The sequence below is a fragment of the Galactobacillus timonensis genome, assembly GCF_900240265.1.
Lineage (GTDB): Bacteria > Bacillota_I > Bacilli_A > Erysipelotrichales > Erysipelotrichaceae > Bulleidia > Bulleidia timonensis.
The window spans coordinates 1219458-1242796 of the sequence record NZ_LT964739.1; the positions used below are offsets into that span (position 1 = coordinate 1219458).

General features: G+C 52.7%; 19 protein-coding genes and 1 pseudogene. 16 read left to right on the forward strand and 4 right to left on the reverse strand.

The window, feature by feature from the left end; translation table 11 throughout:
• Window positions 1–70 precede the first annotated feature (70 nt).
• Entirely contained in the window at window positions 71–2599 is a 2529-nt protein-coding gene (locus C1714_RS05795; protein WP_102342297.1) for an FAD-dependent oxidoreductase, read from the forward strand.
• 77 nt (window positions 2600–2676) lie between these two features.
• On the opposite strand, the gene C1714_RS05800 is transcribed toward C1714_RS05795, so the two are convergent.
• Entirely contained in the window at window positions 2677–3564 is an 888-nt protein-coding gene (locus tag C1714_RS05800) for a LysR family transcriptional regulator (RefSeq protein ID WP_102342298.1), read from the reverse strand.
• A gap of 109 nt (window positions 3565–3673) precedes the next feature.
• Between C1714_RS05800 and C1714_RS05805 the strand changes: the two genes are divergently transcribed.
• The 8 genes and pseudogenes from C1714_RS05805 (at window position 3674) to C1714_RS05835 (ending at window position 10472) form a co-directional block, all read left to right on the forward strand.
• Window positions 3674–4420 carry an AzlC family ABC transporter permease gene (locus C1714_RS05805; RefSeq protein WP_102342299.1) on the forward strand — a complete coding sequence of 249 codons (747 nt, stop codon included), beginning with the start codon at window positions 3674–3676 and terminating at the stop codon, window positions 4418–4420.
• Window positions 4417–4716, forward strand: coding sequence for an AzlD domain-containing protein (locus C1714_RS05810; protein WP_102342300.1), 300 nt, complete (start codon window positions 4417–4419; stop codon window positions 4714–4716). The genes C1714_RS05805 and C1714_RS05810 overlap by 4 nt, the downstream gene beginning before the upstream one ends.
• A 76-nt stretch (window positions 4717–4792) precedes the next feature.
• Window positions 4793–5056: pseudogene (locus C1714_RS14230) on the forward strand (ATP-binding cassette domain-containing protein); the annotation flags it as partial.
• Window positions 5057–5342: 286 nt separating this feature from the next.
• On the forward strand, window positions 5343–6161 hold the full coding sequence (locus C1714_RS05820; protein WP_102342302.1) for a hypothetical protein: 819 nt from the start codon (window positions 5343–5345) through the stop codon (window positions 6159–6161).
• A complete protein-coding gene (locus tag C1714_RS05825) occupies window positions 6158–7408 on the forward strand; it encodes a D-alanyl-D-alanine carboxypeptidase family protein (RefSeq protein WP_102342303.1) in 1251 nt (416 codons plus the stop codon). Before C1714_RS05820 ends, C1714_RS05825 begins: the two co-directional genes overlap by 4 nt.
• Before the next feature lie 137 nt (window positions 7409–7545).
• Complete coding sequence (locus C1714_RS05830; protein ID WP_167849943.1) at window positions 7546–8322, forward strand: DUF5058 family protein; 777 nt, start codon at window positions 7546–7548, stop codon at window positions 8320–8322.
• 15 nt (window positions 8323–8337) lie between these two features.
• On the forward strand, window positions 8338–9003 hold the full coding sequence (locus C1714_RS13990) for a hypothetical protein (RefSeq protein WP_167849944.1): 666 nt from the start codon (window positions 8338–8340) through the stop codon (window positions 9001–9003).
• Window positions 9000–10472: a M20/M25/M40 family metallo-hydrolase gene (locus tag C1714_RS05835; RefSeq protein ID WP_167849945.1), complete on the forward strand. Its 1473-nt coding sequence runs from the start codon at window positions 9000–9002 to the stop codon at window positions 10470–10472. The genes C1714_RS13990 and C1714_RS05835 overlap by 4 nt, the downstream gene beginning before the upstream one ends.
• A gap of 159 nt (window positions 10473–10631) precedes the next feature.
• Here the strand turns inward: C1714_RS05835 and C1714_RS05840 are convergent, their stop codons facing one another.
• Window positions 10632–11990: a uracil-xanthine permease family protein gene (locus tag C1714_RS05840; protein ID WP_102342306.1), complete on the reverse strand. Its 1359-nt coding sequence runs from the start codon at window positions 11988–11990 to the stop codon at window positions 10632–10634.
• Between the two features lie 446 nt (window positions 11991–12436).
• Here C1714_RS05840 and C1714_RS05845 point away from each other — a divergent pair, with 446 nt between their 5' ends.
• Both C1714_RS05845 and C1714_RS05850 read left to right on the forward strand, forming a co-directional pair.
• Window positions 12437–12979 (forward strand): hypothetical protein, encoded by a 543-nt coding sequence (locus C1714_RS05845; RefSeq protein WP_102342307.1) that lies wholly within the window; start codon window positions 12437–12439, stop codon window positions 12977–12979.
• Window positions 12980–13197: 218 nt separating this feature from the next.
• Window positions 13198–14589 carry an ISL3 family transposase gene (locus tag C1714_RS05850; RefSeq protein ID WP_102341307.1) on the forward strand — a complete coding sequence of 464 codons (1392 nt, stop codon included), beginning with the start codon at window positions 13198–13200 and terminating at the stop codon, window positions 14587–14589.
• A gap of 157 nt (window positions 14590–14746) precedes the next feature.
• Here the strand turns inward: C1714_RS05850 and C1714_RS14235 are convergent, their stop codons facing one another.
• Window positions 14747–15061, reverse strand: a complete 315-nt coding sequence (locus C1714_RS14235) for a hypothetical protein (RefSeq protein ID WP_342587467.1) — start codon at window positions 15059–15061, stop codon at window positions 14747–14749.
• A gap of 143 nt (window positions 15062–15204) precedes the next feature.
• On the opposite strand from C1714_RS14235, the gene mnmL reads away from it, so the two are divergent.
• Both mnmL and C1714_RS05865 read left to right on the forward strand, forming a co-directional pair.
• Window positions 15205–16122 (forward strand): tRNA modification radical SAM protein MnmL/YtqA, encoded by a 918-nt coding sequence (gene mnmL / locus C1714_RS05860; protein ID WP_102343156.1) that lies wholly within the window; start codon window positions 15205–15207, stop codon window positions 16120–16122.
• 18 nt (window positions 16123–16140) lie between these two features.
• On the forward strand, window positions 16141–16800 hold the full coding sequence (locus C1714_RS05865) for a trimeric intracellular cation channel family protein (protein WP_102342308.1): 660 nt from the start codon (window positions 16141–16143) through the stop codon (window positions 16798–16800).
• A gap of 218 nt (window positions 16801–17018) precedes the next feature.
• On the opposite strand, the gene C1714_RS05870 is transcribed toward C1714_RS05865, so the two are convergent.
• Entirely contained in the window at window positions 17019–17906 is an 888-nt protein-coding gene (locus C1714_RS05870) for a DMT family transporter (RefSeq protein ID WP_102342309.1), read from the reverse strand.
• A gap of 130 nt (window positions 17907–18036) precedes the next feature.
• Here C1714_RS05870 and C1714_RS05875 point away from each other — a divergent pair, with 130 nt between their 5' ends.
• The 3 genes from C1714_RS05875 to C1714_RS05885 all read left to right on the forward strand — a co-directional run bounded on the left by C1714_RS05875 (window position 18037) and on the right by C1714_RS05885 (window position 23263).
• The gene (locus C1714_RS05875) at window positions 18037–20970 is read left to right on the forward strand and encodes an acyl-CoA dehydratase activase (protein ID WP_102342310.1); all 2934 of its coding nucleotides are present in this window, start codon (window positions 18037–18039) and stop codon (window positions 20968–20970) included.
• Entirely contained in the window at window positions 20971–22260 is a 1290-nt protein-coding gene (locus C1714_RS05880) for a 2-hydroxyacyl-CoA dehydratase (protein ID WP_102342311.1), read from the forward strand. It abuts the gene before it with no gap.
• Window positions 22261–22342: 82 nt separating this feature from the next.
• A complete protein-coding gene (locus C1714_RS05885) occupies window positions 22343–23263 on the forward strand; it encodes a patatin-like phospholipase family protein (RefSeq protein WP_102343157.1) in 921 nt (306 codons plus the stop codon).
• Window positions 23264–23339 lie beyond the last annotated feature (76 nt).

Below are 23339 nucleotides of genomic sequence, written 5' to 3' on the forward strand. Positions count from 1 at the left end.
AGATAATGATATTGTGAAATTCCTCTCTTCTATAGAATGAAAGGGCTTTACATTCCAGGGAGGAAAGAAAATGAAACGATTCAGTACACTTCTTCTTTCCACGCTGATGCTTCTTTCTATGGCCGGATGTGCTTCCAGCACCTCCGATGCCAAGTATAAGGCGGGGACTTATACAGGAACAGCAGCGGGGAAAAACGGAGACGTTACGGTGGAGGTTGTTCTCAGTGACAACGCCATTGACAGCGTAACCGTCAAAGATCAGAAGGAAACGGCGGGCATTGCCGATCCGGCTCTTGAGCAGATTCCGGCCGCTATTGTTGAGGCACAAAGCACGGCAGTCGATACTGTATCCGGCGCAACGATCACCTCGCAGGCAATCATCGATGCGACCAATGCCGCTCTTACATCGGCAGGCGTCGATGTGTCAGACATGGCAGCACCGGCTTCTTCTGAAAACAAGCCGGTAACTTATACCGCCGGAACCTATACTGGCAAAGCTTCCGGTTATAACGGACCGGTGGAGCTGGATGTCACCTTCAGTGCCGATGGCATTGAAGATATCGCGGTCAAGACAAGCAGCGAAACGGCTCATGTCGGCGATGTTGCATATGACATTATGTTTGCGGATGCCAAGGAAGCTAACGGGTCTGGTATCGATACGGTATCGGGCGCAACGTTTACCTCGGCCGCTGTTCGTGAAGCACTCAATGATGCGGCACAGCAGGCAAAGGCTTCCGATCTTGCGGCATTCAAATCCAATACGGTTCATCATGAAGCCAAGGATCCGATCGAAGATACATGGGATGTTGTCATTGTTGGCGGCGGCGGTGCCGGCATGATGGCAGCTGCCCAGGCAGCCCAGGATGGCAGCACCGTTCTTGTCATTGAAAAGAATGCGGAGATTGGTGGCAACACACTGGTTTCCGGCGGCGCCTTCCAGTCGGTGATGCCTTATCTTGTCTGGGATCCGGAAAACCCGGATGCGACCACAGGTATCAATCCGCTCGATGGCAAAGAGTATGCGAAGGTTCTCAATGATGCTGGCCGCATTGATACGCTGCGCACCATTTACAACTGGTCCGAAGAACCGTTTGACGGAACTCTGGATAAAGATCATCCGTTTGTTGCAGGTGACATTTCGCTGAATGCGGCACGCGGCGTCCATGCCGAGTATCTGCCGGTTCTCAAGGATCTCAAGGCAGAGATCAAGAAGTACCTTGACTGGGCAGACGCACAGATGGCGGCTGGCAAACAGGAGACGGAGCTTCCGCTCTTCTCGACGCTGAATCTGCATGTTTTCCAGACCTACTATGGCGGCCTGCGTCCCAATGAGGAAGGCACCGACTGGATCTATGGCGACGTTGATCTTGTGAAGCAGGTGATTGAAGGCGGCCAGGAAATCAAGCCATGGCTCGTGGAACAGGGTGCACAGTTCGACTATGAAAAACAGTCGACACTCATCGGCTGCCTGTGGCAGAGAGAAAACGCTGTCGTTGGCGGAACGGTTGACGGAGAATTCTATGAATCCAAGTGGGGCGCCTACTTTGCTGTTCCAAAGAATACCGTTCTGAAGGCAAACGACCATAACGAGGTTCTGACCCGCACTACGGCACAATCCCTGATTACGGAAGATGGAAGAGTGACCGGTGTCAATGCCGTCATGTACGATGGCACCACGGTAACCGCTCATGCGACCAAGGGTGTCATTCTTGCGACCGGCGGCTATGGTGCCAATATTCCGATGGTCCAGTCGACCAATGATTATTGGCAGTCAGATTTCATTGCCGACAACATTGGCACAACAAACCGTTCCTCGCTGCAGGGCGATGGTATCACAATGGCAGAAAGCCTGAATGCCGCAACCGAAGGCGAAGGATGGACACAGATGATGCCCCTGGGATGGGTTGACAATGGCAACCTCGCAGGCGGCGCCGGAGAAAATGTTATCTTCATCGATGCGGCAACCGGCAAGCGTTATGTCGATGAGTCCGCAGAACGTGATGTTCTCTCGGAAGGTGCCTTCGAACACGGCATGTCGCAGGATGCGGCAGAGAAGCTCGGCCTCAAGTATGTTCCGGGCATCTATGTCGAAATTTCTAACGTTAACACTGTTGCCGGCCCGGGCGGCTTCAACAATGCCCAGACCGATATTGAAGGCAGAATGTATTTCCGCACCGTGAAAGAAACTGCCGAAATGATCGGCTGTGACGCAGAGACGCTGCGCAAAACCATCGAAGATTATGATGCCTATGTCATGGGCACCGCTGATTCACTCGACGTTGATAAGCTTTCGGTACGCGGAACAATCGGCGAAGTGGAAAAAGATGAAAATGGCCATTATCTGCCGGATACTTACAAGCTGGACAAGGTACGTGTCCGTTTCATGGCTCCTTCGACGCACCATACAATGGGCGGACTGAAGGTGGATCTGGACCGCCATGTTCTGGATAATAATGGCAGCGCCATTGCCGGCCTCTATGCGGCAGGCGAAGTTACCGGCGGCATCCATGCGGGCAACCGTCTCGGCGGAAACGCTATTACAGAAATCATTGTTTCCGGACGCGCAGCCGCAAAGGCAGTTGACGCAGACAATCAGTAATTCGATTCAATTTCTTATCCTGCATTCCTTTTCCGGGGCCTTGTGCCCCGGTTTTTCTGTATTTGGGCCCTGAAAAATCAGCGCTCCAGCTGCTGCAGAATCGCTGGAGCCTGTTTCCTGATAAACGAAATAAAGGTCTTCGCCGCCAAAGGCAAAGCTTCATAACTGCGCCAGCCCATGGCGATGGTACGCTCAAACGGTTCCTCAATCGGCACAACTGCAACTCCCTTCGAGTAACCGGCAAGGGTCAGACGAAACAGAATAGAATATCCCATATCTTTCTGTACCATTGTCAGAATGGAGTAGTCATCTGTAATCTTGTAGCGGATATCGGGATGAAGATGATGGGTTTCAAACGCCCGCAGAGCGACACTGTGCTCTCCCTCATCGAGAAGAATATAGGGCAGCTGTTCCAGCTGCGCCAGGGAAACGGAAGAACGATTCGCAAGCGGTGAAGACAGCGGCAGCACTGCCATCATCGTGTCACTGTAGATCGCTTCCGTCGCAATGCCGCTTACAAACTCCGGGACCACGAAGCCAAAATCCAGCCGCCCGCTGCGAATATCTGACGCGATGGAATCATATTCCCCCTGGCGCAGCTCAAAACGCACCGCAGGATAAATCTGCTCAAAGTCATGCATCAGGGGAGGAAGAAGATTACGGCTCACACTGGTAAAGGTGCCGATACGGATGATGGCACGGCTGAATCCCGCCATTTCCTTCTTCTTTTCTTCCAGCGCTTTCTCGGCTGTAACGACGGCCTGAAAATAGGGAAGATAGTCTTCCCCGTCCCTGGTCAGCGTGATCCCGTTTTTTCCCCGCAGAAGAAGGGTGGTACCCGTTTCCTCTTCCAGTGAACGGATGGCCTGCGAAATGGCGGACTGCGAATAGCCGAGAGCTTCCGCAGCTTTCGTAAACGAATGGCTTTGTATCACCTGAAGAAAGATCTGATAGCGGTTATCCATAAGTACTCCTTATGAAACCATTATAAAGATTTGTTTTACTGATTGTATTTCAAACTCAATAATTAGAGAAGAAAAAATAGGAAAGGGAATCGTATCCGATTGAATTTTTATGACAACAGCAGCTGCCGACATCAAACTGACGAATCACTCCGATAACCGCATCGAATTTGCCCGGGGAATCAAGGATGGTATCCCCATCATGACAGGTTACTTCGCCGTCTCCTTTGCACTGGGTATTGCCATGCGCAATGCCGGTCTCACACCGGGTGAAGGCCTGATGATGAGTGTATTGAACACGGCTTCGGCAGGCGAATATGCCGGTATCACGATGATTGCTTCCAATGCCTCTCTGTTTGAGACGGCGCTGATGACGCTGATCGTCAATGCGCGCTACTTCCTGATGAGCTGCGCATTGTCCCAGAAATTATCGGAGCATACGTTTTTCGGCCATCGTCTTGGCATCAGCTTTGTGATTACGGATGAACTGTTTGCCATTGCGGCTTCCCGAAAGGGACACCTCAATCCCTTCTATTACTATGGCGCCGCCCTTGTCGCGATCCCAGGATGGGCGGCAGGTACGGTGCTTGGCGTCATTGCCGGATCTGCGCTGCCATCCATCCTAGTCAGCAGCCTGAGCGTGGCGCTCTACGGCATGTTCCTGGCGGTCATCATTCCGCCCTGCAAAGGAGATCGTATCCTGCGGCGGATCGTTGTCTGCAGCTTCGTGCTTTCGTATCTTGCAAGTGTTCTGCCGGGCATCTCTTCGATCAGCTCCGGTACGCAGATCATCGTGCTGACGGTTGCGATTGCGGCCTTTGCGGCCTGGAAATATCCGATTCCGGAGGAACAGCAATGAAAAGTGTCTGGACCTATATCATTGTGATGGCGGCGGTGACGTATACGATTCGCGCTCTGCCGATGACGCTGCTGCGCAGACCGATCAAGAGCCGCTTCATTCGTTCGTTTCTTTATTATGTTCCTTATGTGACGCTGGCGGTAATGACGTTTCCGGCAATTATCAGCTCTTCCGGCAATATGTGGGCAGGACTTGCGGCATTTGCGGTAGGGCTGTTTCTGAGCTGGCGCAATGCAGGATTGTTTGCGACGGCGGCCGGCTGCTGCGCCGCTGTGCTGGTCGCCGGACTTTGGTAAGTTTGCAAAATTGGAAATATGTATACCGGCACAATCACGTTGACTGATTACACTGTACATGGAGTAAAGCGAATCTATGCTGCAGGTGGTCGATCTCTGTAAACAGTACAAAACCGGTACGCTGGTGCAGCAGGCTTTGGACCATGTCAGTCTCAGCCTGCGTGACAACGAATTCGTCGCCATTCTTGGGCCTTCCGGTTCCGGAAAGACGACGCTTTTAAATGTAATTGGCGGCCTGGATCGGTATGATTCCGGTGATTTAATCATCAATGGCGTATCGACGAAAAAATACAGGGACCGTGACTGGGACTTCTATCGCAACCACACGATCGGCTTCGTGGCGCTTTCGCTCGTCGTTTCGTCGATCATGATCGGTCTGCTGTCGGGAGTGATGGGAATCGGCCTGACGATTGCGCTGAATCCGCTGGTTTCGCATATTCTGCATATTCGTACGCAGTTGCCGGACATTGAGGCCAGCCTTCCGGTCGGATTTGCCGGTGAGCTGGTGCTTTTGAGCATTGGGCTTACGCTTCTGGGCGGATTCCTGCCATCCCGCAAGGCGGCCGGGAGCGATCCGGTTGCGGCCCTTCGTACAGAGTGAAGGAGTCTGATATAATTTGGAAACTATGAATAGTTTTCTGTGTGTTGCGGCAGCTGTGGCTGCGGTGGGAATTCTGGTGTGCAAGTGGCTGGACAGGCTGTCCGGCATGGGCATCTTTCTGGGGATGCTGGTGTGCTTTTCGGTGCTTGCCTTTGTGAACGTTTCTTCTGCTGGGATACGGGTTGCGCTTGCGGCGGCGGTCGCTGCGGGGGCGTGGATCGTGATTTCTTCGCTGCGGCAGAATGTGAATGATGAGCTGTTCAGCTTTGAGAAGAATACGAATGAGGATCAGGGCGATATTCAGGATGATCTTTCCATTGATCTTCTCGATGCCTGTGCTGAGCGTGAAAATGAGCGTTTCAATAATGGCTGGAAGGTTCATATTGAGCGCTGCGGACAGATTCTGGAGCGGTTTCACGATAAGCCGAATCTTCTATCATTTGCCAGACAGCGCAAGTGCGGCGGTCTGATTTTTCAGGGACCGGAAAATTCGCGGATTTCGATTCTTGTCGAGTCGCGGCCGACGTCGCGCTCGCTTCCGCTTCTGACGCGTCTGCGCAGGCCGGATGAGGGCAGTGACCTGGTGACGCTGATGACGATCGGTGAAGTGGTCGGTCCGATTGATTTTGCGACGATGATTTCGCTGCTGCAGGGGGCTGTTAACATCCTTCTGCACGGCGGTGCGGGATATTTGTATGTCTTTGCGGCGAAGCAGGATTCGACGATCCTGGAGGCGGCCGGTCTGATGCGGACAAAGAGCGGGACCAATCACAAGGATGAGGTGCTGTTTCTTGGCATTTCGCCGCGTCTCTATCTTTCGGAAATGGACGATCAGGACGAATGAGAAGGCTGTTGCGTTTCCTGCTGGCTGCGGCAGTGGCTATGATATGCGGCGGATTTGTTCCGGTGCAGGCGGAGGGCTCAGAAACGGAGGCCTCCTTTTCTGCGTATACGGATCCGGATGTGCCCTCGGCGCAGTCGGAATATGTGTATCTGATGGATGCGGACAGCGGGCAGGTGCTTGTCAATAAGAACGGGGATGAGAAGATGTTCCCGGCGAGCCTGACCAAGATCATGACGGAGATCCTTGCGATCGAGAATCTGCCGGATCTGGATGCTCAGGTAACGATCACTTCCCAGATGCTTTCCGGACTGGCGGAAGCCAACGCTTCGGTTGCCGGTTTTTCTGCCGGCGATCAGCCGACGGTGCGTGACCTTCTGTATGGATGTGCACTGCCCAGTGGAGCGGACGCCGTCAATGCGCTTTGTTATACCGTTGCCGGATCGGTTTCTGATTTTGTGGCGATGATGAACGAAAAGGCCGCTGAACTTGGCATGAATGCGACGCACTTTGTCAATGCGACCGGGCTTCACGATGAGAATCACTACAGCAGTGCCCGTGATATTGCCATCCTGTTTTCCTACTGTCTGAAGAATGATGTGTTTCAGCAGCTGATTTCGACGCCGTCCTATACGACAACGACGGGCCTGACATTGACTAGTACGGTCTGGGGCAGTGCATCTTCCTTCGGTCTGGATGCGGTTGGCTTTGAAGGTGGAAAGACCGGATGGACGCCGCAGGCTGGCCGCTGCCTGGCAAGTTCTGCTCGCATCGGAGACATGCACCTGGTTCTGGTGAGCGGGCAGGCAGAAGGATCCGGAAATTTTGCGGACGCTTCGCTTCTTTACAGCTGGTTTCAGGACCATTATGAAAAGAAGACGCTTCTGAGCGCGGGACAGGAAGCCGGCCGCGTGGAGGTGCTGGATTCGTTCGATGGTTCTGAAATTGTTTTGACGAACGTGTCTGATGTTGTGATGGATCTGCCGAAGGATGCAGTGATTGATACGCAGCTTTCTCTGCCGGAAACCAATGCAGTCTATGCGCCGGTAGCAGCCGGGGATACTTTGGGTACCCTGAGCGTTACGGTCAATGGACAGACAGTATATGAGACGGATCTTGTGTCGGATGTATCCTTGTCGCGCAGTACGCTTGCCTATATTCTGCGGCGGGTACGTGAAAATCCGGTGGCGGCCGGTGGTGCTGCGGCATGCGTTGTGATGATCGCGGCTTTGATGCCTCGTCGGCGTTGAGCGTCTGCGGCATTTCTTTAATCTGTAAATTTCCGGCGATGATGCGATTGCCTCAGCAAGCCGCGCTATAGTATCCTCATAGGAAGAGAAAGAAACATTCTTCATCTGTAACTTGATCTTTCATTGGAGGAATGATCATGAGTGATTTTCTTCGTCAGGCGAATTCAGTTCCCATGTATCTGATTGCGGCGGTGCTGGTGGTCGCAGTTCTTTTTCAGTCTGTGCTCTTTCTGAGGCGGGCATGGAAGCGTGGAAGGGAACTTGGCATGGATCCGGCGGTGCTGAAACAGACGGCAGTATCTTCGGCTGCCTTTACGGTGGTTCCTTCGATCGGAATCCTGATCGGTGTCCTTGCCCTGGCGCCGGCGCTGGGTGTTCCGGTGCCGTGGCTGCGTCTTTCGGTGCTGGGTGCGCTGCATTATGAGAGCAGTACGGCGTCAAATCTTGCCAAGGGTCTTGGCCTTGGGGAGCTGCCCAGTTCGATGATGACAGGCGGCGATCTTGCGTCGATTGTTCTGGGAATGACGGTGTGCATTCTTTCGGGTGCGGTGTTTGTGCTGTTTTTCTTCCGGAAATATCAGAAATCAATCATGACGAAGGCAAAGGGCAATCCGAAGATGGCGGATATTCTGTTTTCGTCGATGTTTCTGGGAATGATTGCGGCGTATCTTGGGGATGCGGTTTCCTATCTTCGTACCGTGACCGTTTCGGGACAGACGCGGCCGGTGAACATTCTGCCGCTGATTGCGTTTGTGACGGCGTTTTTTGCCAATGCATTCTTTCAGCATCTGATCCATAAGAAAAACATCCACTGGCTGGAAAACTATGCGCTTTCGTTTTCGATGCTGGTTGGCATGGCATGTGCGGTGATCGGGCAGTTCATCTTCCCGTCGATGAGCACGTTTCTTAACTGATGGGGGTGAAGGATCATGAAGAAGACTGGAAGCTATGAGGAACAGATGCACGCAATCGGCCGCTTTTCGATGGCGGTGATGCTTGTATTGATGCTGGCGGTGCCGTTTCTGATCTGTGCCGTGTTTCATTCGACTTTCCGCTTTACGTCGGGCTACTGGCTGGCGTTTGTGTCACTGCTGGTGCAGATGGTGCCTTCGGGAATCATTGAGGTCATTACCTATGCGCCGATGCTTGGTACGGGCGGAACCTACATTGCCTTCATTACGGGCAATCTGATCAACCTGAAGATTCCGTGTGTCATGAATGCGCGTCAGCTTGCCAAAACCGAAATCGGGACGGAAGAGAATGAAGTTGTTTCGACGATTGCGGTATCGGTGTCGGCGATCGTGACGGATGTGGTACTCGCCATCGGCGTGATGCTCATTGTGCCTCTGACGCCGCTGCTGGAGAATCCGGTTCTTGTGCCGGCATTTAAAACGGTGGTTGTGGCGCTGTTTGGAGCGATGGGCTATACGTATCTGAAGAAGTATCCGAAGCTTGCGATTGTGCCATGGTCACTTGGCGTGATTGTGTTTCTTCTGATGCCTTCGTTAACAAACCTTGTGAGTACGATGGTTGTGGTGCTGGCGGTGATTGCGATGGGTGTTGCGGTTGCGCTAGCCAGGAAAGGCAGGGTATGACGATGCTGGCAATGATTGGAAAGATTGTGCTTTGGATATTGATTGTTCTTGCGGTTCTGCTGGTGATTGCGATCATTCGGGCGCTGCTGTTGAGGGCGCCGGCGAAGGGACAGCGGATGGCGGTGAGCCGCAATGAGAAAGAGCTGCAGGAAATGGGTGAGCGCTTTGCGCGCATGATCCGTGTCGAAACGATTTCAAAGAACGGGGATGAGGATCTTTCGGCTTTTGATCAGCTGCATGATGTGATTGATGATCTGTTCCCGCTGTGTACAAAGACGATGGAGAAGAACGTGGTGCACGGGGTTCTGATCTATCGCTGGAAGGGAAAGGATTCTTCTGCTCTGCCGATTCTGATGATGGGACATCAGGATGTGGTGCCGGTGGATCCTTCGGGCTGGAAATATCCTCCGTTTGGCGGGGAGATTCATGATGGCGCTCTGTATGGCCGGGGAACGATGGATGACAAGTGCAACATCTTCTGTCAGATGTCGGCAATTGAAGGACTGCTTGCGAAGGGCTTTGTGCCGCCGTGCGATGTGTATCTGTCCTATTCGATCAATGAAGAGACGTCTGGCAACGGGGCAAAGGAAGCGATCGACTGGTTGAAGGCACATGGCGTCAACCGTCTGGCGCTGGCTCTGGATGAAGGCGGCGCGGTCGTTGATAAGGCGATGGCAGGCATGGACCGTCCGTATGCGGTGATCGGCATTACGGAGAAGGGCTATGTCAATCTGAAGGTGACCGCGAGCGGAGAAGGTGGACATGCCAGTGCGCCGAAGGCCGAGACGCCGGTGACGCGGCTGTGTGAATTTGTGTCGGATGTGAACCGGAAAAAGCCGTTTGAGCGCCTGATGACGCCGCATGTGCAGTCGATGTTTGAAGGGATGGCTCCTTCCTTTGATTTTGGGATGAAGCTTTTGATGGGCAATCTGTGGCTGTTCAGGCCGCTCCTGGTCAAATTGATGCCGAAGGTGAACAATCAGGCAGGTGCGCTGCTTGGGACGACCTGTGCCTTTACAATGATGAAGGGATCGGATGCGGCAAACGTCATTCCGTCGCATGCGTCGATGGTCGCCAATCTGCGGACGGGATTTACGCAGAATGTCGAGGAATCGGTCAATGTGCTGAAGAAGATCGGTGCGAAGTATGATCTTGAGTTTGAAGTTCTCTACAGCCGCGAAGCTTCGCCGGTGACGCCGACGGACAGTGCTGCCTACAAATATCTGGAAGGCTGCATTCGTCATCAGTTTCCGGACTGCGGCGTGGCGCCCTATGTAATGACAGGCGGCACGGACAATCGCTGGTATGCGGAGCTGACCGAAAACTGCCTGCGCTTCTATCCGGTACGTCTTACGTCCGAAGAACTGTCCTGCATGCATGGAAACAATGAGCGGATCAGTCTTGATGCATGCAGCGATGCGATTGATTTCTATGCCTATTTCCTGGAACACTATCGGCCCGGAAAATAAGACATTGGATTCTGGATCCTGTTTGGAAAAATGGAACTCCTGCGCATGCCTGCTTATGCGGCTGCCTGGAGTTTTTTTCTGCGGCTTTGAGATGGACGAGCATGAAAAAAGGCACGCTTCATTGTGTCTGAAGCGTGCCCCGCTTTTGTGTACTGCAGGTCAATCGTTGTTATCAGCATCCGGCTGCTTCTTCGACAGCATCAGGTTGACGACGATGCCGAGAATCAGCGCGCAGGCGACAGCGGTGATCGTTACACTTCCGAACGTCAGCGACAGTCCGCCGATGCCGGCGATGAGAATCGTGGAGACGACGAAGAGGTTGCGGTTCTGATCAAGATCGACGTTCTGTACCATCTTGAGGCCGGATACGGCGATGAATCCGTAGAGAGCCATGCACACGCCGCCCATGACGCAGGAAGGAATCGTGGCAATGAAGCCGACGACCGGCGACAGGAAGGAGAGGCAGATGCACTCGATGGCAGCCGTAATGATGGTTGCGACGGAAGCGTTGCGGGTAATGGCGACGCAGCCGATCGATTCACCGTACGTTGTGTTCGGGCAGCCGCCGAAGAAGGCACCGACGATGGATCCGATTCCATCGCCCAGCAGAGTGTGATCCAGTCCCGGATCCTTCAGCAGGTCGCGGCCGATGATGCTCGAGATGTTCTTGTGGTCTGCGATGTGCTCTGCGAAGACAACGAAGGCAACCGGTACATAGGCCGCAAAGATCGTTCCAACGTAGGCACCGGTAATCTCGGAGAAGCCGGCGAATGCATGCGTGAATGTGAAGTCAGGAACCGAGAAGAACGAAGACAGCTGGACGCCATCCGCAAACAGACTTGTCAAGGCGCTGAAGTTCGTAATCTGCAGAGCTGTGTTTCCTGTTGCGATTCCGATGAAGGTGAAGATCGCTGCCAGAACATATCCCGAAAGAATGCCGATGATGAACGGGATCATACGTGCGTGCTTCCTGCCGTAGGTGCTGGCAAGCATTGTGGCAAACAGTGCAACAAGTCCGCAGAGGACGGCAATCTTGGTTGTTTCACCGGTTGCGGAGCTGACCTGCAGATCACTGATCGCATTTCCGGCCAGGCTCAGACCGATGATGGAAACGGTCGGGCCGATGACGACGGCCGGCATCAGGCGGTCAATCCAGCCGACGCCGACAGCCTTTGTGATCGCGGCAATGATGACATAGACAAGGCCCGCGAAGATTGCGCCGAGTAACAGTCCCGCAAAGCCTGCCTGCACACTGACGGCACCGGCGAAGGCGGCAACCATCGATCCGATAAAGGCGAAGGAGCTGCCCAGGAATACCGGACTCTTGCGTTTCGTAAAGAAGGTATAGACCAGGGTGCCGCAGCCTGCTCCGAAGATCGCTGCACCGGTAGACATGCCGTTGCCTACAATCATCGGTACGGCAATGGTGGCGGCCATGATCGCCAGCACCTGCTGGAAGCCGTAAGTGATCAATGCGCCAAGTTTCGGTTTGTCTTCTACATCGTAAATGAGTTTCATACAATCTCCCTTTCCCGGTGCCTGATCAGAATCTGTTTACAAAAAAGCGCAGATTCCCGTCAAGGAGAATCTGCGCATACTCTTTCCTCGCAGTGTACTGATCTCGTCCTTGGCGGCCTCACTGGACCTGCCTTAAAGCACCGTCGATATATTAGCGGACAATCGGTGATTGTGCAATCGGAATTCGGAAAATTCCGGATATTTAAAAATTTGAGGGGATGGTGACCTGCATTTCAAGGTGATGGGGTTGCCATCTTTTATGTATGTCTGTGAAAGTTTAAGACTCTGGGGTTTGCTTTTTTTGTACAGGTATTGTTCGAATTGGATGAAAAAGACTATCCTTCAGGTAAAGGAGGAATGTTGAGCTCCTGGCAATAATAAAAGCTGGCATCCCCAAACCCTTCGCAGTCCAGCATATGCCAGCGACTCCATTATAGACCTGTCTGATGATCATGATTCATTGTCATTTGCACAAGCTCGTGGAGTTTGTTAAGAATCGCCTGATTCATTCCTCAAACGATTCTTCCACACAGGAAATCATTACAAGAGCTGTTCAGGTCTTTTATGATCAGTCGGTTTCCGAACTGATTGTGAATAATGGCTATCTGTATTACGCAAAGTACAGCAGAAGATTTACCATTCTTGATCATACTGTGCCACTGATCATTAAGCGTGTTTACCGGAAAGGCTCGTCTGCAGATGCAGTTCTGCTGTCTTTCATGATCCCCTACAGCAGCCGCACCGCGGACGATTTTACCGCTGTTCTTACTTCATGCGGGGATCGTTCCTTTACCGTTGAAGAAAGCGGTAATTCCTTTGACTATGACGCTGTACGGCTGATCCGCTGGAAGTTCAACCGGTACTGGCAGAGTATGCTCAATACCAGGCGCATTTACCTCAATACGGATATAACCACGAATTGTATTACCCTGCTTGGCAGGCAGTTCCTGCAGAACAGAAAGCTGCGCTGCCAGCTCGTTTTCACATGACCTCTTTTTCTCACAGCAGGAATATCAAAGAAGCCTCTGCGTTCCTATTCTGAGGGCAGAAGGGATGAAAGCCGATCAATACCGAACGAAGGAACGTTTCACCTCATCATTTTGAAGAAAAGCCCTTCGTTCATCATTTTGATTCGGCTTTCCGGAAAGGAATTCATGCATGGTATACGGTATTCAATCGATTCCCTGCAGAATCAGAGGTCATCGGTATGTCTCTTAACACGAATAAAGAGGACATCATGGAGCTCTTCGGCCTGGAAGACAGTGATGTGGAGGACTTCCAGTATCAGAACTTGAATGGAAATGCACAGATCTCAGTCCGGCTCGTTCCGCACTATGAGCCCTGCCCGGAATGCGGCTGTAAAACTCCAAGGATCAAAGATTATTACTGGAAGAAGATTACGCACAGTGTTCTTTCTGATCGTAAATGTACGCTGCTTTACCGGGCCAGACGATATGTCTGTCCGGTATGTCATCGAACCTATGCAGAGAAGAATCCATTCTCCTTTGGCAGTATGAGTATCTCCGCATTCACGGTTCAGAGAGTGCTCACGGATCTGAAGAACTATAACGAGACATTCTCTTCCGTTGCGCGCAGGTATCATCTCTCTCCTGCCACAGCTGCCTATCTGTTTGATGATCACGTCAGTCTTCCCAGGAAACCTCTGCCGGAGATGATCAGCTTTGATGAAGTCTATGCCTTCCGCAACTACAGCGAGAAATTCGTCTGTGTTCTTATGGATTTCCAGAGACAGACGCCCATTGATTTCCTGAACTCCAGACGGGAAGATCGGCTGCTCAGCTACTTTATGAAGATCCCGCTGGAAGAGCGGAAGAAAGTCAAAGCCTGTTCCTTCGATATGTACGATACCTATCGAACGGTCATGAAGAAGTGTTTCCCGAACAGTATCGGTATCGTGGACAGATTCCATCTCTGCCAGGAACTGGGACGCCAGACCGACAGTGTTCGAATCCGTGCCATGAAAGGAACCACAAAAGGTTCCGATGAATACTATCTTCTCAAGAAGTTCAACTGGATTCTCTACAGGCATTCCGACAGCAGCACAAAAGATGGTAAGAAGCTGTTCGATCCAAACGGACAGAGAAGATATAACAATCATTTCAAATTTCCGATTAACTACTATGATCTCCGCGAGAAGCTCCTGAAAATAAGCCCTGAGCTGATGGAGTCATGGAATCTGAAAGAAAAAGTATACGACTACTATGAGACCGCCACGCCCAACGATAGGGAGCAGAAACTGAACGAACTGATTACGGAGTTCAGGAAGTCTCAGGTACCGGAAATGCGTCACTTCGCCAGCACACTGACCAAATGGCGGACCGAAATCATCAATTCTCTTACTACCTACGGCTACATCTACAAGGTCGATTCCAAGACCGGCAAACCCAATGCCTATCATAAGCGGATGACCAATGCGATCATTGAAAACCGAAACTCAATCTGTAAGTGCATCAAGAAGAATGCGAACGGCTATCACAACTGGGACAGATTCCGCAACCGCCTCATGTACGTTCTGGACAAGGATGCGACCTACTCATTGAACCCGATACACTCGAATGTCACAAAAACGGCGAAATAAAAACTTGGCCTCACAGCTGTTCAAACCAGTTGTAAGGTCATGTCTTACTTCAGATGACTCGGGCGCTGAGTTCATGATTATGGGGCGCCAGTTACCCCAGAGATTTATCGCTCCGGTTTGACTCTAACCCCACACATTTCAAAAGCGCCAAAATTCCTCAAGAATGAGTGAACAAAAAAACTTTCATCACACTGTTGGCAATGGTGAAGATGAAGAAGGCAATATGCGAGATGTCGTCAAAGTTGATCGCTGCGTTGAGATTTCTTGCAAGGATGGAGTCTTCGGCCGGCGTATCGTTGGATGAAAACATGATGTCACTGCCCTGAAAGCCGAGCCTCGCAGCCATTTCAAGTTCTGTATAGGAAGAACAGTCGAGGCCGCTGCCAAGGTTCTTCATGATGTTCAGGATTGCCGGGGTTCCAGGAAAATGCCTGCTTGATCCTTGCGTCATTGGCACGGATGTCTGCCTCATCCTAGAGATAGAAGGGTGTTGGATACCGGCTGGCAATCCATCGTATCTTTTCCTCCGTAACAAACGGTCGTTTCATCGCGATACTTCCATTACTTTGGATACAAGTCTACATGATCCAAGGCGGCTTATGGTACTGTGAAAGCATGGAACGCTATCGCATGTTTTCGCACTGGTGCATGGAAACCTACGGCCATAAGCTGTACCGCATCGCTCTCGATGCGGGGATGACCTGTCCCAACCGGGACGGGACACTTGACAGCCGGGGCTGTATTTTCTGCGACGCGGGAGGCAGCGGTGACTTTGCGACAAAGTACGACGGCCAGAAGATCGATATGTCTTCGGTTTCTTATGTCCATCATCCGGAACTGGGGAACGGATATTTCATTGCCTATTTTCAGGCCTACACCAATACCTATGCGCCCCTGAAGCGGCTTCGGTTTCTGTTTTCATCGGCGCTTTCAGATCCCTTGTTTGCCGGTATCTCCATCGCTACGCGGTCGGACTGTCTGGGGCCGGACGTCATTTCTCTGCTGGATGAGCTGAAGAAGGAATATCCTTCAAAGTTTATCTGGATCGAACTTGGCCTGCAGACGATGCACGAAGATACGGCACGCTGGATGCGGCGGGGTTATCCGCTGTCTGTCTTTGAACAGGCGGTGAACGTGCTTCAAATACACGGCTTTCCGGTCATTGTGCATGTGATTCTCGGTCTGCCCGGGGAAGACAAACAACGGGTGCTGGAAACGGTGCGCTATCTCAATCGCTTTCATCTTTTCGGTGTGAAGTATCAGCTGCTGCATGTGCTGAAGAATACGGATCTTGAAACCCTGTATGAGGAGGGAAAGGTTCATGCTTTGACACTTGATGCGTATGTGGATCTAGTCGCTGCGTGCATAGCAAGTACCGATCCGTCTGTGATTCTGATGCGGCTGAGCGGAGACGGGGATCCTGAGGAACTGATTGCGCCGTTATGGTCACTTGCAAAGAGGCAGGTGCTCAACCGGATTCAGCACGAACTCAAGACGCGAAATATTACGCAGGGGTGCTGGCTTCCGCTATAATTTCTCTTGCGTGAGACTATGGAAGAGCTGACATTTATTTTTGAGATCATTGGGACGGTTGCCTTTGCGATCAGCGGCGCCATCTGCGGGCTGCGTTTTCGAAACGATCTTTTCGGTGTGATCAGTCTTGCCGTCATTACAGCGACGGGAGGAGGCGTGATCCGCGATGTGATTCTCGGTGTGACGCCGCCTTCGGCATTTACCAATCCGGTGTATGTTTCGGTTGCGGCAGTGACGGGTGTGATCGTGTTCATCGTTTCCTATGTGTCGTTAAAGAAACATCAGGAGTTCAATCCGACTTCCTATCGCCGTGTTCTCTTCTATATGGATTCCATCGGTCTGGGCATTTTTACGGTGCTTGGCTGTCAGACTGCATTTTCGATGTACGGGGGAGACAATCTCTTTCTCTGCGTCTTTTCGGGAATGATCACCGGTGTCGGCGGCGGTCTGTTACGGGATATGATCGTGGATCAGCTGCCGGATATCTTCCGGAAGTATGTGTATGCGGTGGCTTCGATTCTTGGCGGCCTTGTGTCGGCGCTTCTGCTGCGGGCCGGGTGCCGGTCGCTGGCCATCTATCTGCCGGCCGCAATGATTGTGGCGGTGCGGATTCTGGCGTCGCATTACAACTGGTCGCTTCCAAAGGTTGAGGAGTTTCCGGAGCACTGGAAAAAATAAACCGGTTCACATAATTTCCCATAATTTTGACATAATCCTGCGAGAAGGAATGTCTACTATAAAAGTGCAGACGAAATGATGAAACGTCTGCGATACTTGGTTGGTCAACCCCCTTTCCCAGCCATAATAAAAAGAAGTTGTAAATCCCCGAAAAAGAGCCCGCGCAAGCGGCCCTTTTTCGTAGGGGGTGGAATCTGTCGCGCTCTGAGAGGTTCTGCTTAATCCTTCTTATTGCGCGAAATCAGCGCGAGCATCGCAAAGATGCACACGAAGCCGATCAGATCATAGACGGTAAAGGAGGAGCCGAAGATGGCGACGGTGACGATGGCTGCGGTAGCCGGCTCCGAGAAGCCGTAGAGGATGCCCTTTTCGGGACCGATCAGATGGACGCCGGCCATGTAAAGAGGGAAGGCCATCACGTTGCCGACCAGGACGACGAAGCAGATACCAAGGATGCCGACAAAGTCCGGTGTATAGCTGTAGGTCCAGATATGGAAGACGATGGCAAAGAAGACGGAGCCCATCAGAAAGGCCCATCCCTGAAGCATCGTTACGGGGTATTTCTGCAGAAGCTTCTCCGGAACGACGTTGTAGATCATGACGGTAACCGCGCAGCAGACGCCGGTGATCAGGGCATTGATAGGTACCGCATCACCCTTGGTTCCATGGGTTGTCAGCAGATAGACGCCCGTCAGCGCCAGCACGATGGCACTGATTTCATTGAAGGAGGGCGGGCGGTGAAAACGGATGCACTCGACAAGGAGAATGAAGATCGGCGAAAGGTCCTGCAGGATCGTTCCGACAGCGGCAGAAGAAAGCTGAATCGTACGGAAGTACAGATACTGGCACAGGCTGACGCCCAGAAGTCCGTAGACAATCAGCTGGAGGCGGTCATCCTTTCCCTTCCAGACTTCCAGTGTCTGCCGGCGGTTATGAAGGAAGCTGTACAAAAGGAGAATGATGCCCGCAGCTCCGAGACGAATCGGCACGAGCCAGTGGGCATCCATGCCTTTGACATCAAACAGGTACTGTCCCATACTCCCGGAAAGACCCCAGCAGACGCCGCCCATCAGCGTCAGAAATGCTCCCTTTACGTTTTTGCTCATGTGGGCAATTATATCCTTCTGTATACGAGAATTGCCGTAAATTCTTCGTATACTGATACAGGCGGGCTTTTCTTTTGAAAAAGACAGCCGTGCGCTTTAAAATACTGAGGTTTTAACAGTGGAGGTTTTCATGCGAGTAGGACTGGATATCGGGTCGACTACGATCAAGTGCGTCGTTCTGGATGATGCGCAGCACATCGTTTATTCCACATATGAACGGCATATGAGCCATATTCTTGAAAAAGGAGAAGAGATCCTGTCCCGTATCCTTCGCGACTATATTCCGGATGGCAAGGCTTATCTTGCAATCTCCGGATCGGCAGGCATGGGCCTGGCGGAACGCAGCGGCATTCCCTTTGTTCAGGAGGTGTTCGCTACCCGCGTTGCCGCAAAGCGGCTGGCACCGGGCACCGACTGCATCATTGAGCTGGGCGGCGAAGATGCCAAGATCCTGTTTCTGACCAATGGTGTTGAAGTACGTATGAACGGCTCCTGTGCCGGCGGTACGGGTGCGTTCATCGATCAGATGGCGACACTGCTGAAGATGGCACCGGATGAGATGGACAAGGCGGCCCTCAAGGCGGAGCGTACCTATACGATCGCTTCACGCTGCGGCGTCTTTGCAAAGTCAGACGTGCAGCCTTTGATCAATCAGGGTGCCAAGGCCGGTGATATTGCGGCCTCCATTTATCAGGCGGTTGTCAACCAGACAATTGCGGGACTTGCCCAGGGGCGTCCGATTCAGGGAAACGTTCTGTATCTTGGCGGACCGCTGACCTTCTCGGCATGTCTGCGCAAGTGCTTTGATGATACGCTCCATGTGCAGGGGAAGTGCCCTGAGAATTCGCTGCTGTATGTAGCAATGGGGGCGGCTTTCTATGCGGACCATGAGGTTGATATCCATGCGGCGATCGATTCTCTGCATGCCTACAGTTCGACGGCAACCTACAACTCTCTGCCGCCGCTGTTCAAGAATAAAGAGGAATACTGGGAGTTCCATAACCGCCATGCCAGGGCATCAGTGCCAACGCGCAAGTGGACGGATGATGTTGGGCCGGTGCATATCGGCATTGACTCGGGATCGACGACCATCAAGATGGTTGTCATCGACAATGACGGCAGGATTCTGTACCAGTGGTATCAGCCCAATAACGGCAATCCGATCATTCCGATGCGAGAGACGCTGATGAAGCTTTACCAGCTCCATCCCAATATGCAGGTGGCTTCCGCGACGACGACAGGCTATGGCGAAGAACTGATGAAACATGCGTTCCACTGCGACTTCGGTCTGGTTGAGACAGTGGCTCACTTTACTGCTGCCCGCAACTTCATGCCGGACGTGGACTTCATCATCGATATCGGCGGCCAGGACATGAAGTGCTTCAAGATCGAGGACGGCGCAATTTCGAGCATCTTCCTCAATGAGGCATGTTCGTCGGGCTGCGGATCGTTCCTGCAGACGTTTGCCAAGGCACTTGGCTATGATGTGCAGGAGTTTGCGCGCATGGGTCTCTATGGGGATCGGCCGGTGGATCTTGGTTCGCGCTGCACGGTCTTCATGAATTCGCAGGTGAAGCAGGCGCAGAAGGACGGGGCGTCGCTGGAAAACATCAGTGCCGGCCTTTCGATTTCGGTCGTCAAGAATGCGCTGTACAAGGTCATCCGCTGCGCGAGCCCGGAAGAGCTTGGGCGCAAGATCGTCGTGCAGGGCGGTACGTTCTACAATGAGTCGGTTCTGCGCGCGTTCGAGAAGGAGATGGGCGTCAACGTCATCCGTCCCGACATTGCGGGACTGATGGGCGCCTATGGTGCGGCATTATACGGAAAGAAACATGCGGGTGCCGACGGGCACAGTACGCTGTTGAATCTTGCGGAGCTTGAAGGCTTCCAGCAGGATGTGAAGGCATTTACATGCCAGCTGTGCGGCAATCACTGCCAGCTGACGATCAATACGTTTGCGGATGGGAAGAAGTTCATCTCGGGTAACCGCTGCGATCGTCCGGTGACCGGCAAGAGCAACGATGAGTCGCTGAACATGTACGCATGGAAGCAGAAGAAGCTCCATGACTATGCGGCGGATCAGGGCGATGGCAATAGAGGCACGATCGGCATTCCGCTGACGCTGAACATGTATGAACTTCTGCCGTTCTGGCATGCGTTCTGGAAGACGCTCGGCTTCCGGGTGCTGGTGTCGCCGCCTTCGACGCGCAAGATGTACCAGGATGGTCAGGGTACGATTCCAAGTGATACGGTGTGCTATCCGGCGAAGCTGACGCACGGGCACATTCACTGGCTGGCTGAGAAGCATCCGGATGCGATCTTCTATCCGTGCATGAGCTACAACATGGATGAGCATCTGGGTGACAATCACTATAACTGTCCGGTTGTGGCCTATTATCCGGAGGTTCTGGAGGACAATTGCAGGGAGCTGGAGGGTGAGACCTTCCTGCGCCCGTTCATTGATCTTTCGCATCCGGATGAGTTCCGCAAACGGTTCCCGGCGTTCATTCATGAGCACTGGCCGAAGATTGAGGATGAAGAGATCGATGCGGCGATCACGGCAGCGTACCGGGAATACTACAAATATATGGCTGAGACGCGTGCCAAGGGCGATGAAGTAATCGCCGAAGCAAGAAAACAGGGCCGGCATATTCTGGTACTGTCCGGTCGTCCGTATCATGTGGATCCGGAGGTGAATCACGGCATTGACCGTCTGATTACGAAGATGGGTGCGGCTGTCATTACGGAGGACTCCATTTCGGAAAAGACGGGACACATGAAGACGGCGGTCCTGAATCAGTGGAGCTATCATTCGCGGCTGTATGCGGCGGCGAAGTACTGTACGACGCAGCCGGACATGGATCTGGTGCAGCTGGTTTCGTTCGGATGCGGTCTGGATGCGATTACAACCGATGAGACGAAGGAGATTCTGCAGGAGGGCGGCAAGCTGTATACGCAGTTGAAGATTGATGAGATCACCAACCTTGGTACGGTAAACATTCGTCTGCGTTCGCTGCTGGCGGCATTGGAAGAGCGGAAGGAAGATGCGAGGGAGGAAGCGTAAATGGAATATCTGACCCCGAATTTTACGAAGGATATGCTCAAGGACTATACGGTTCTTGTGCCGAATATGTGTCCGGTACAGTTCCGTCTGGTCAAGGCGGCGATGGAGTCGGAAGGCTATCATCGCATTGAACTGATCGGAACGGGCTCCAGCGAGGTGACACAGCTGGGCCTGAAGTATGTGCACAATGATACGTGCTATCCGGCGCTGATCATCATTGGTCAGTTTCTCGATGCGCTGAACTCGGGAAAGTACGACGTTCATAAGACGGCGCTGCTGATTACCCAGTCGGGCGGCGGCTGCCGGGCGAGCAACTACATCAAGCTTCTGCGCAAGGCGCTGGTCCGGGCGGGCTATGACTATGTTCCGGTGGCGAGTGCCAACGTGTCCGGTCTTGAGAAGGGATCCATTCTTCCCTGGACGCCGCGAATGTTGATGAAGATTCTGGCGGCGGTTGAGTATGGGGACATGCTGGTGGCAGTGCGCAATCAGGTGCAGGCCTATGAAATTCATAAGGGCGATGCCGATGCGCTGCAACAGAAATGGCTGGAGCAGCTGGATCAGGATATCCGCCGCAACAAGCACTACCTGATTCCGAGCTTTGGCCATGTGTTCCACCAGATTGCCAGTTCCTTTGCCGGGATTCCTGTCAAGAAGGAGCCGAAGGTGAAGGTCGGCGTTGTCGGTGAGATCTATGTCAAGTTCTCTCCGACCGGCAATAACAATCTGCAGAAGATGCTGGAAAATGAGGGCTGTGAAGTCAACCTGCCGTCGCTGATGGGATATGCGAAGTACTGCATGGCCAACTGGGCGCTGGATACGGAATACTATGGCATTTCCAAGACGATGGGGAAGTGGTGCAGCTTCGGCCTGAAGTTTGTGGAATCCATTTCGAAGAAGATGGCGAAGGCGCTGAAGCAGTTCGGCTTTTATGCGGAAGGTTCGTTCTATGATCTGATGAAGAAGCCGGAAGGGATTCTGGGCCTTGGTACGAAGATGGGTGAAGGATGGCTGCTGACCGGAGAAATGTGTGAGCTGATCGAAAACGGTTATGCCAACATCGTGTGTGCGCAGCCGTTTGGATGTCTGCCGAACCATATTGCAGGCAAAGGTGCCATCAGCAAGCTTCGTCAGCGTTATCCGGAAGCCAACATTACGCCGGTGGACTATGATCCCAGTGCAACGATGGTCAACCAGGAGAACCGGATCAAGCTGATGCTGGCAGTGGCGCGTGAGAATCTGCAGAATGCGACGGAAGCGTCGCGGAAGACAGCAGAGGCTGCGGCCTGAGCACAGAATATAAAGTCAGCACAACGACAAAACCGGAGACGTGTATAGCGCTCCGGTTTTTTTGCGCCGCTACAATAATGGCATGGCAACGACACAGAAATTTCTTGATGTTTACAGCGGTGTTTCCAAACTTCCGGCCGGTCATGCGCGGGATGTGATTGTCCCCGGGTGTATGGTGCTGGAAGGCGGCGCATGGCGTGGCATCTATACGCAGGGCGCGCTTGATTTCTATATGCAGAACGACATCAACATGGCGGCAACCATCGGCGTTTCGGCCGGCGCGATGAGCGGGCTCAGCTATGTTTCGGGACAGATCGGCCGCAGTGCGCGGATCAATCTTTCCTACCGCCATGATCCGAACTACTACGGTGTTCCGGCTGTGCTGCAGAATCACGGGATTACGGGCTTCCAGTTTGTGTTTGAAAATGTGAACAGGGAGGATCCGCTGGACAAAGCTGCATTCAATGATCCGCGCCGCCGCTTCATTGCCCCGGCGACGAATATTGAAACCGGTGAAGCAGAATACTTTGAAAACGGGAAATGCAGCGACATATTTCAGGGGATCCGGGCAAGCGCAACGGTTCCGTTCCTTTCGGAGCCGGTCGAAATCGACGGGAAGAAATATCTGGATGGCGGCATTGCCTGCAAGATTCCAGTGGAGTGGGCGCTGCAGGAAGGCTATGAGAAGATCATCGTCATCAAGACGCAGGATTCTTCCTACCGCAAGACGTCGAATATGCCGGAAGGGCTCATCCGCTCCTTCTATCACAGGTATCCCCGTCTGATGGAGGACATGCTGAGGGAGATGGAGAGCTACAATGCGCTGTGCGATCGGATCGATGCGCTGGCGGAAGAAGGGCGGATCTTTGTTCTGGCACCTTCAAGGCCGATCCGGATTGACCGCTTTGAAAAGAACATGGAACGCCTGGGAGAACTGTACTGGCGCGGTTATCACGATGCAAGTGCCTCCTTCACAAAACTGCAGGAGTATCTGAAGAAGTAAATGAATATGCCGCAGCATTCAGACATAAAGATCGTGCCTGACTGCTGCAGCTTTTTTTGTCCCCCCCCCTGAATTT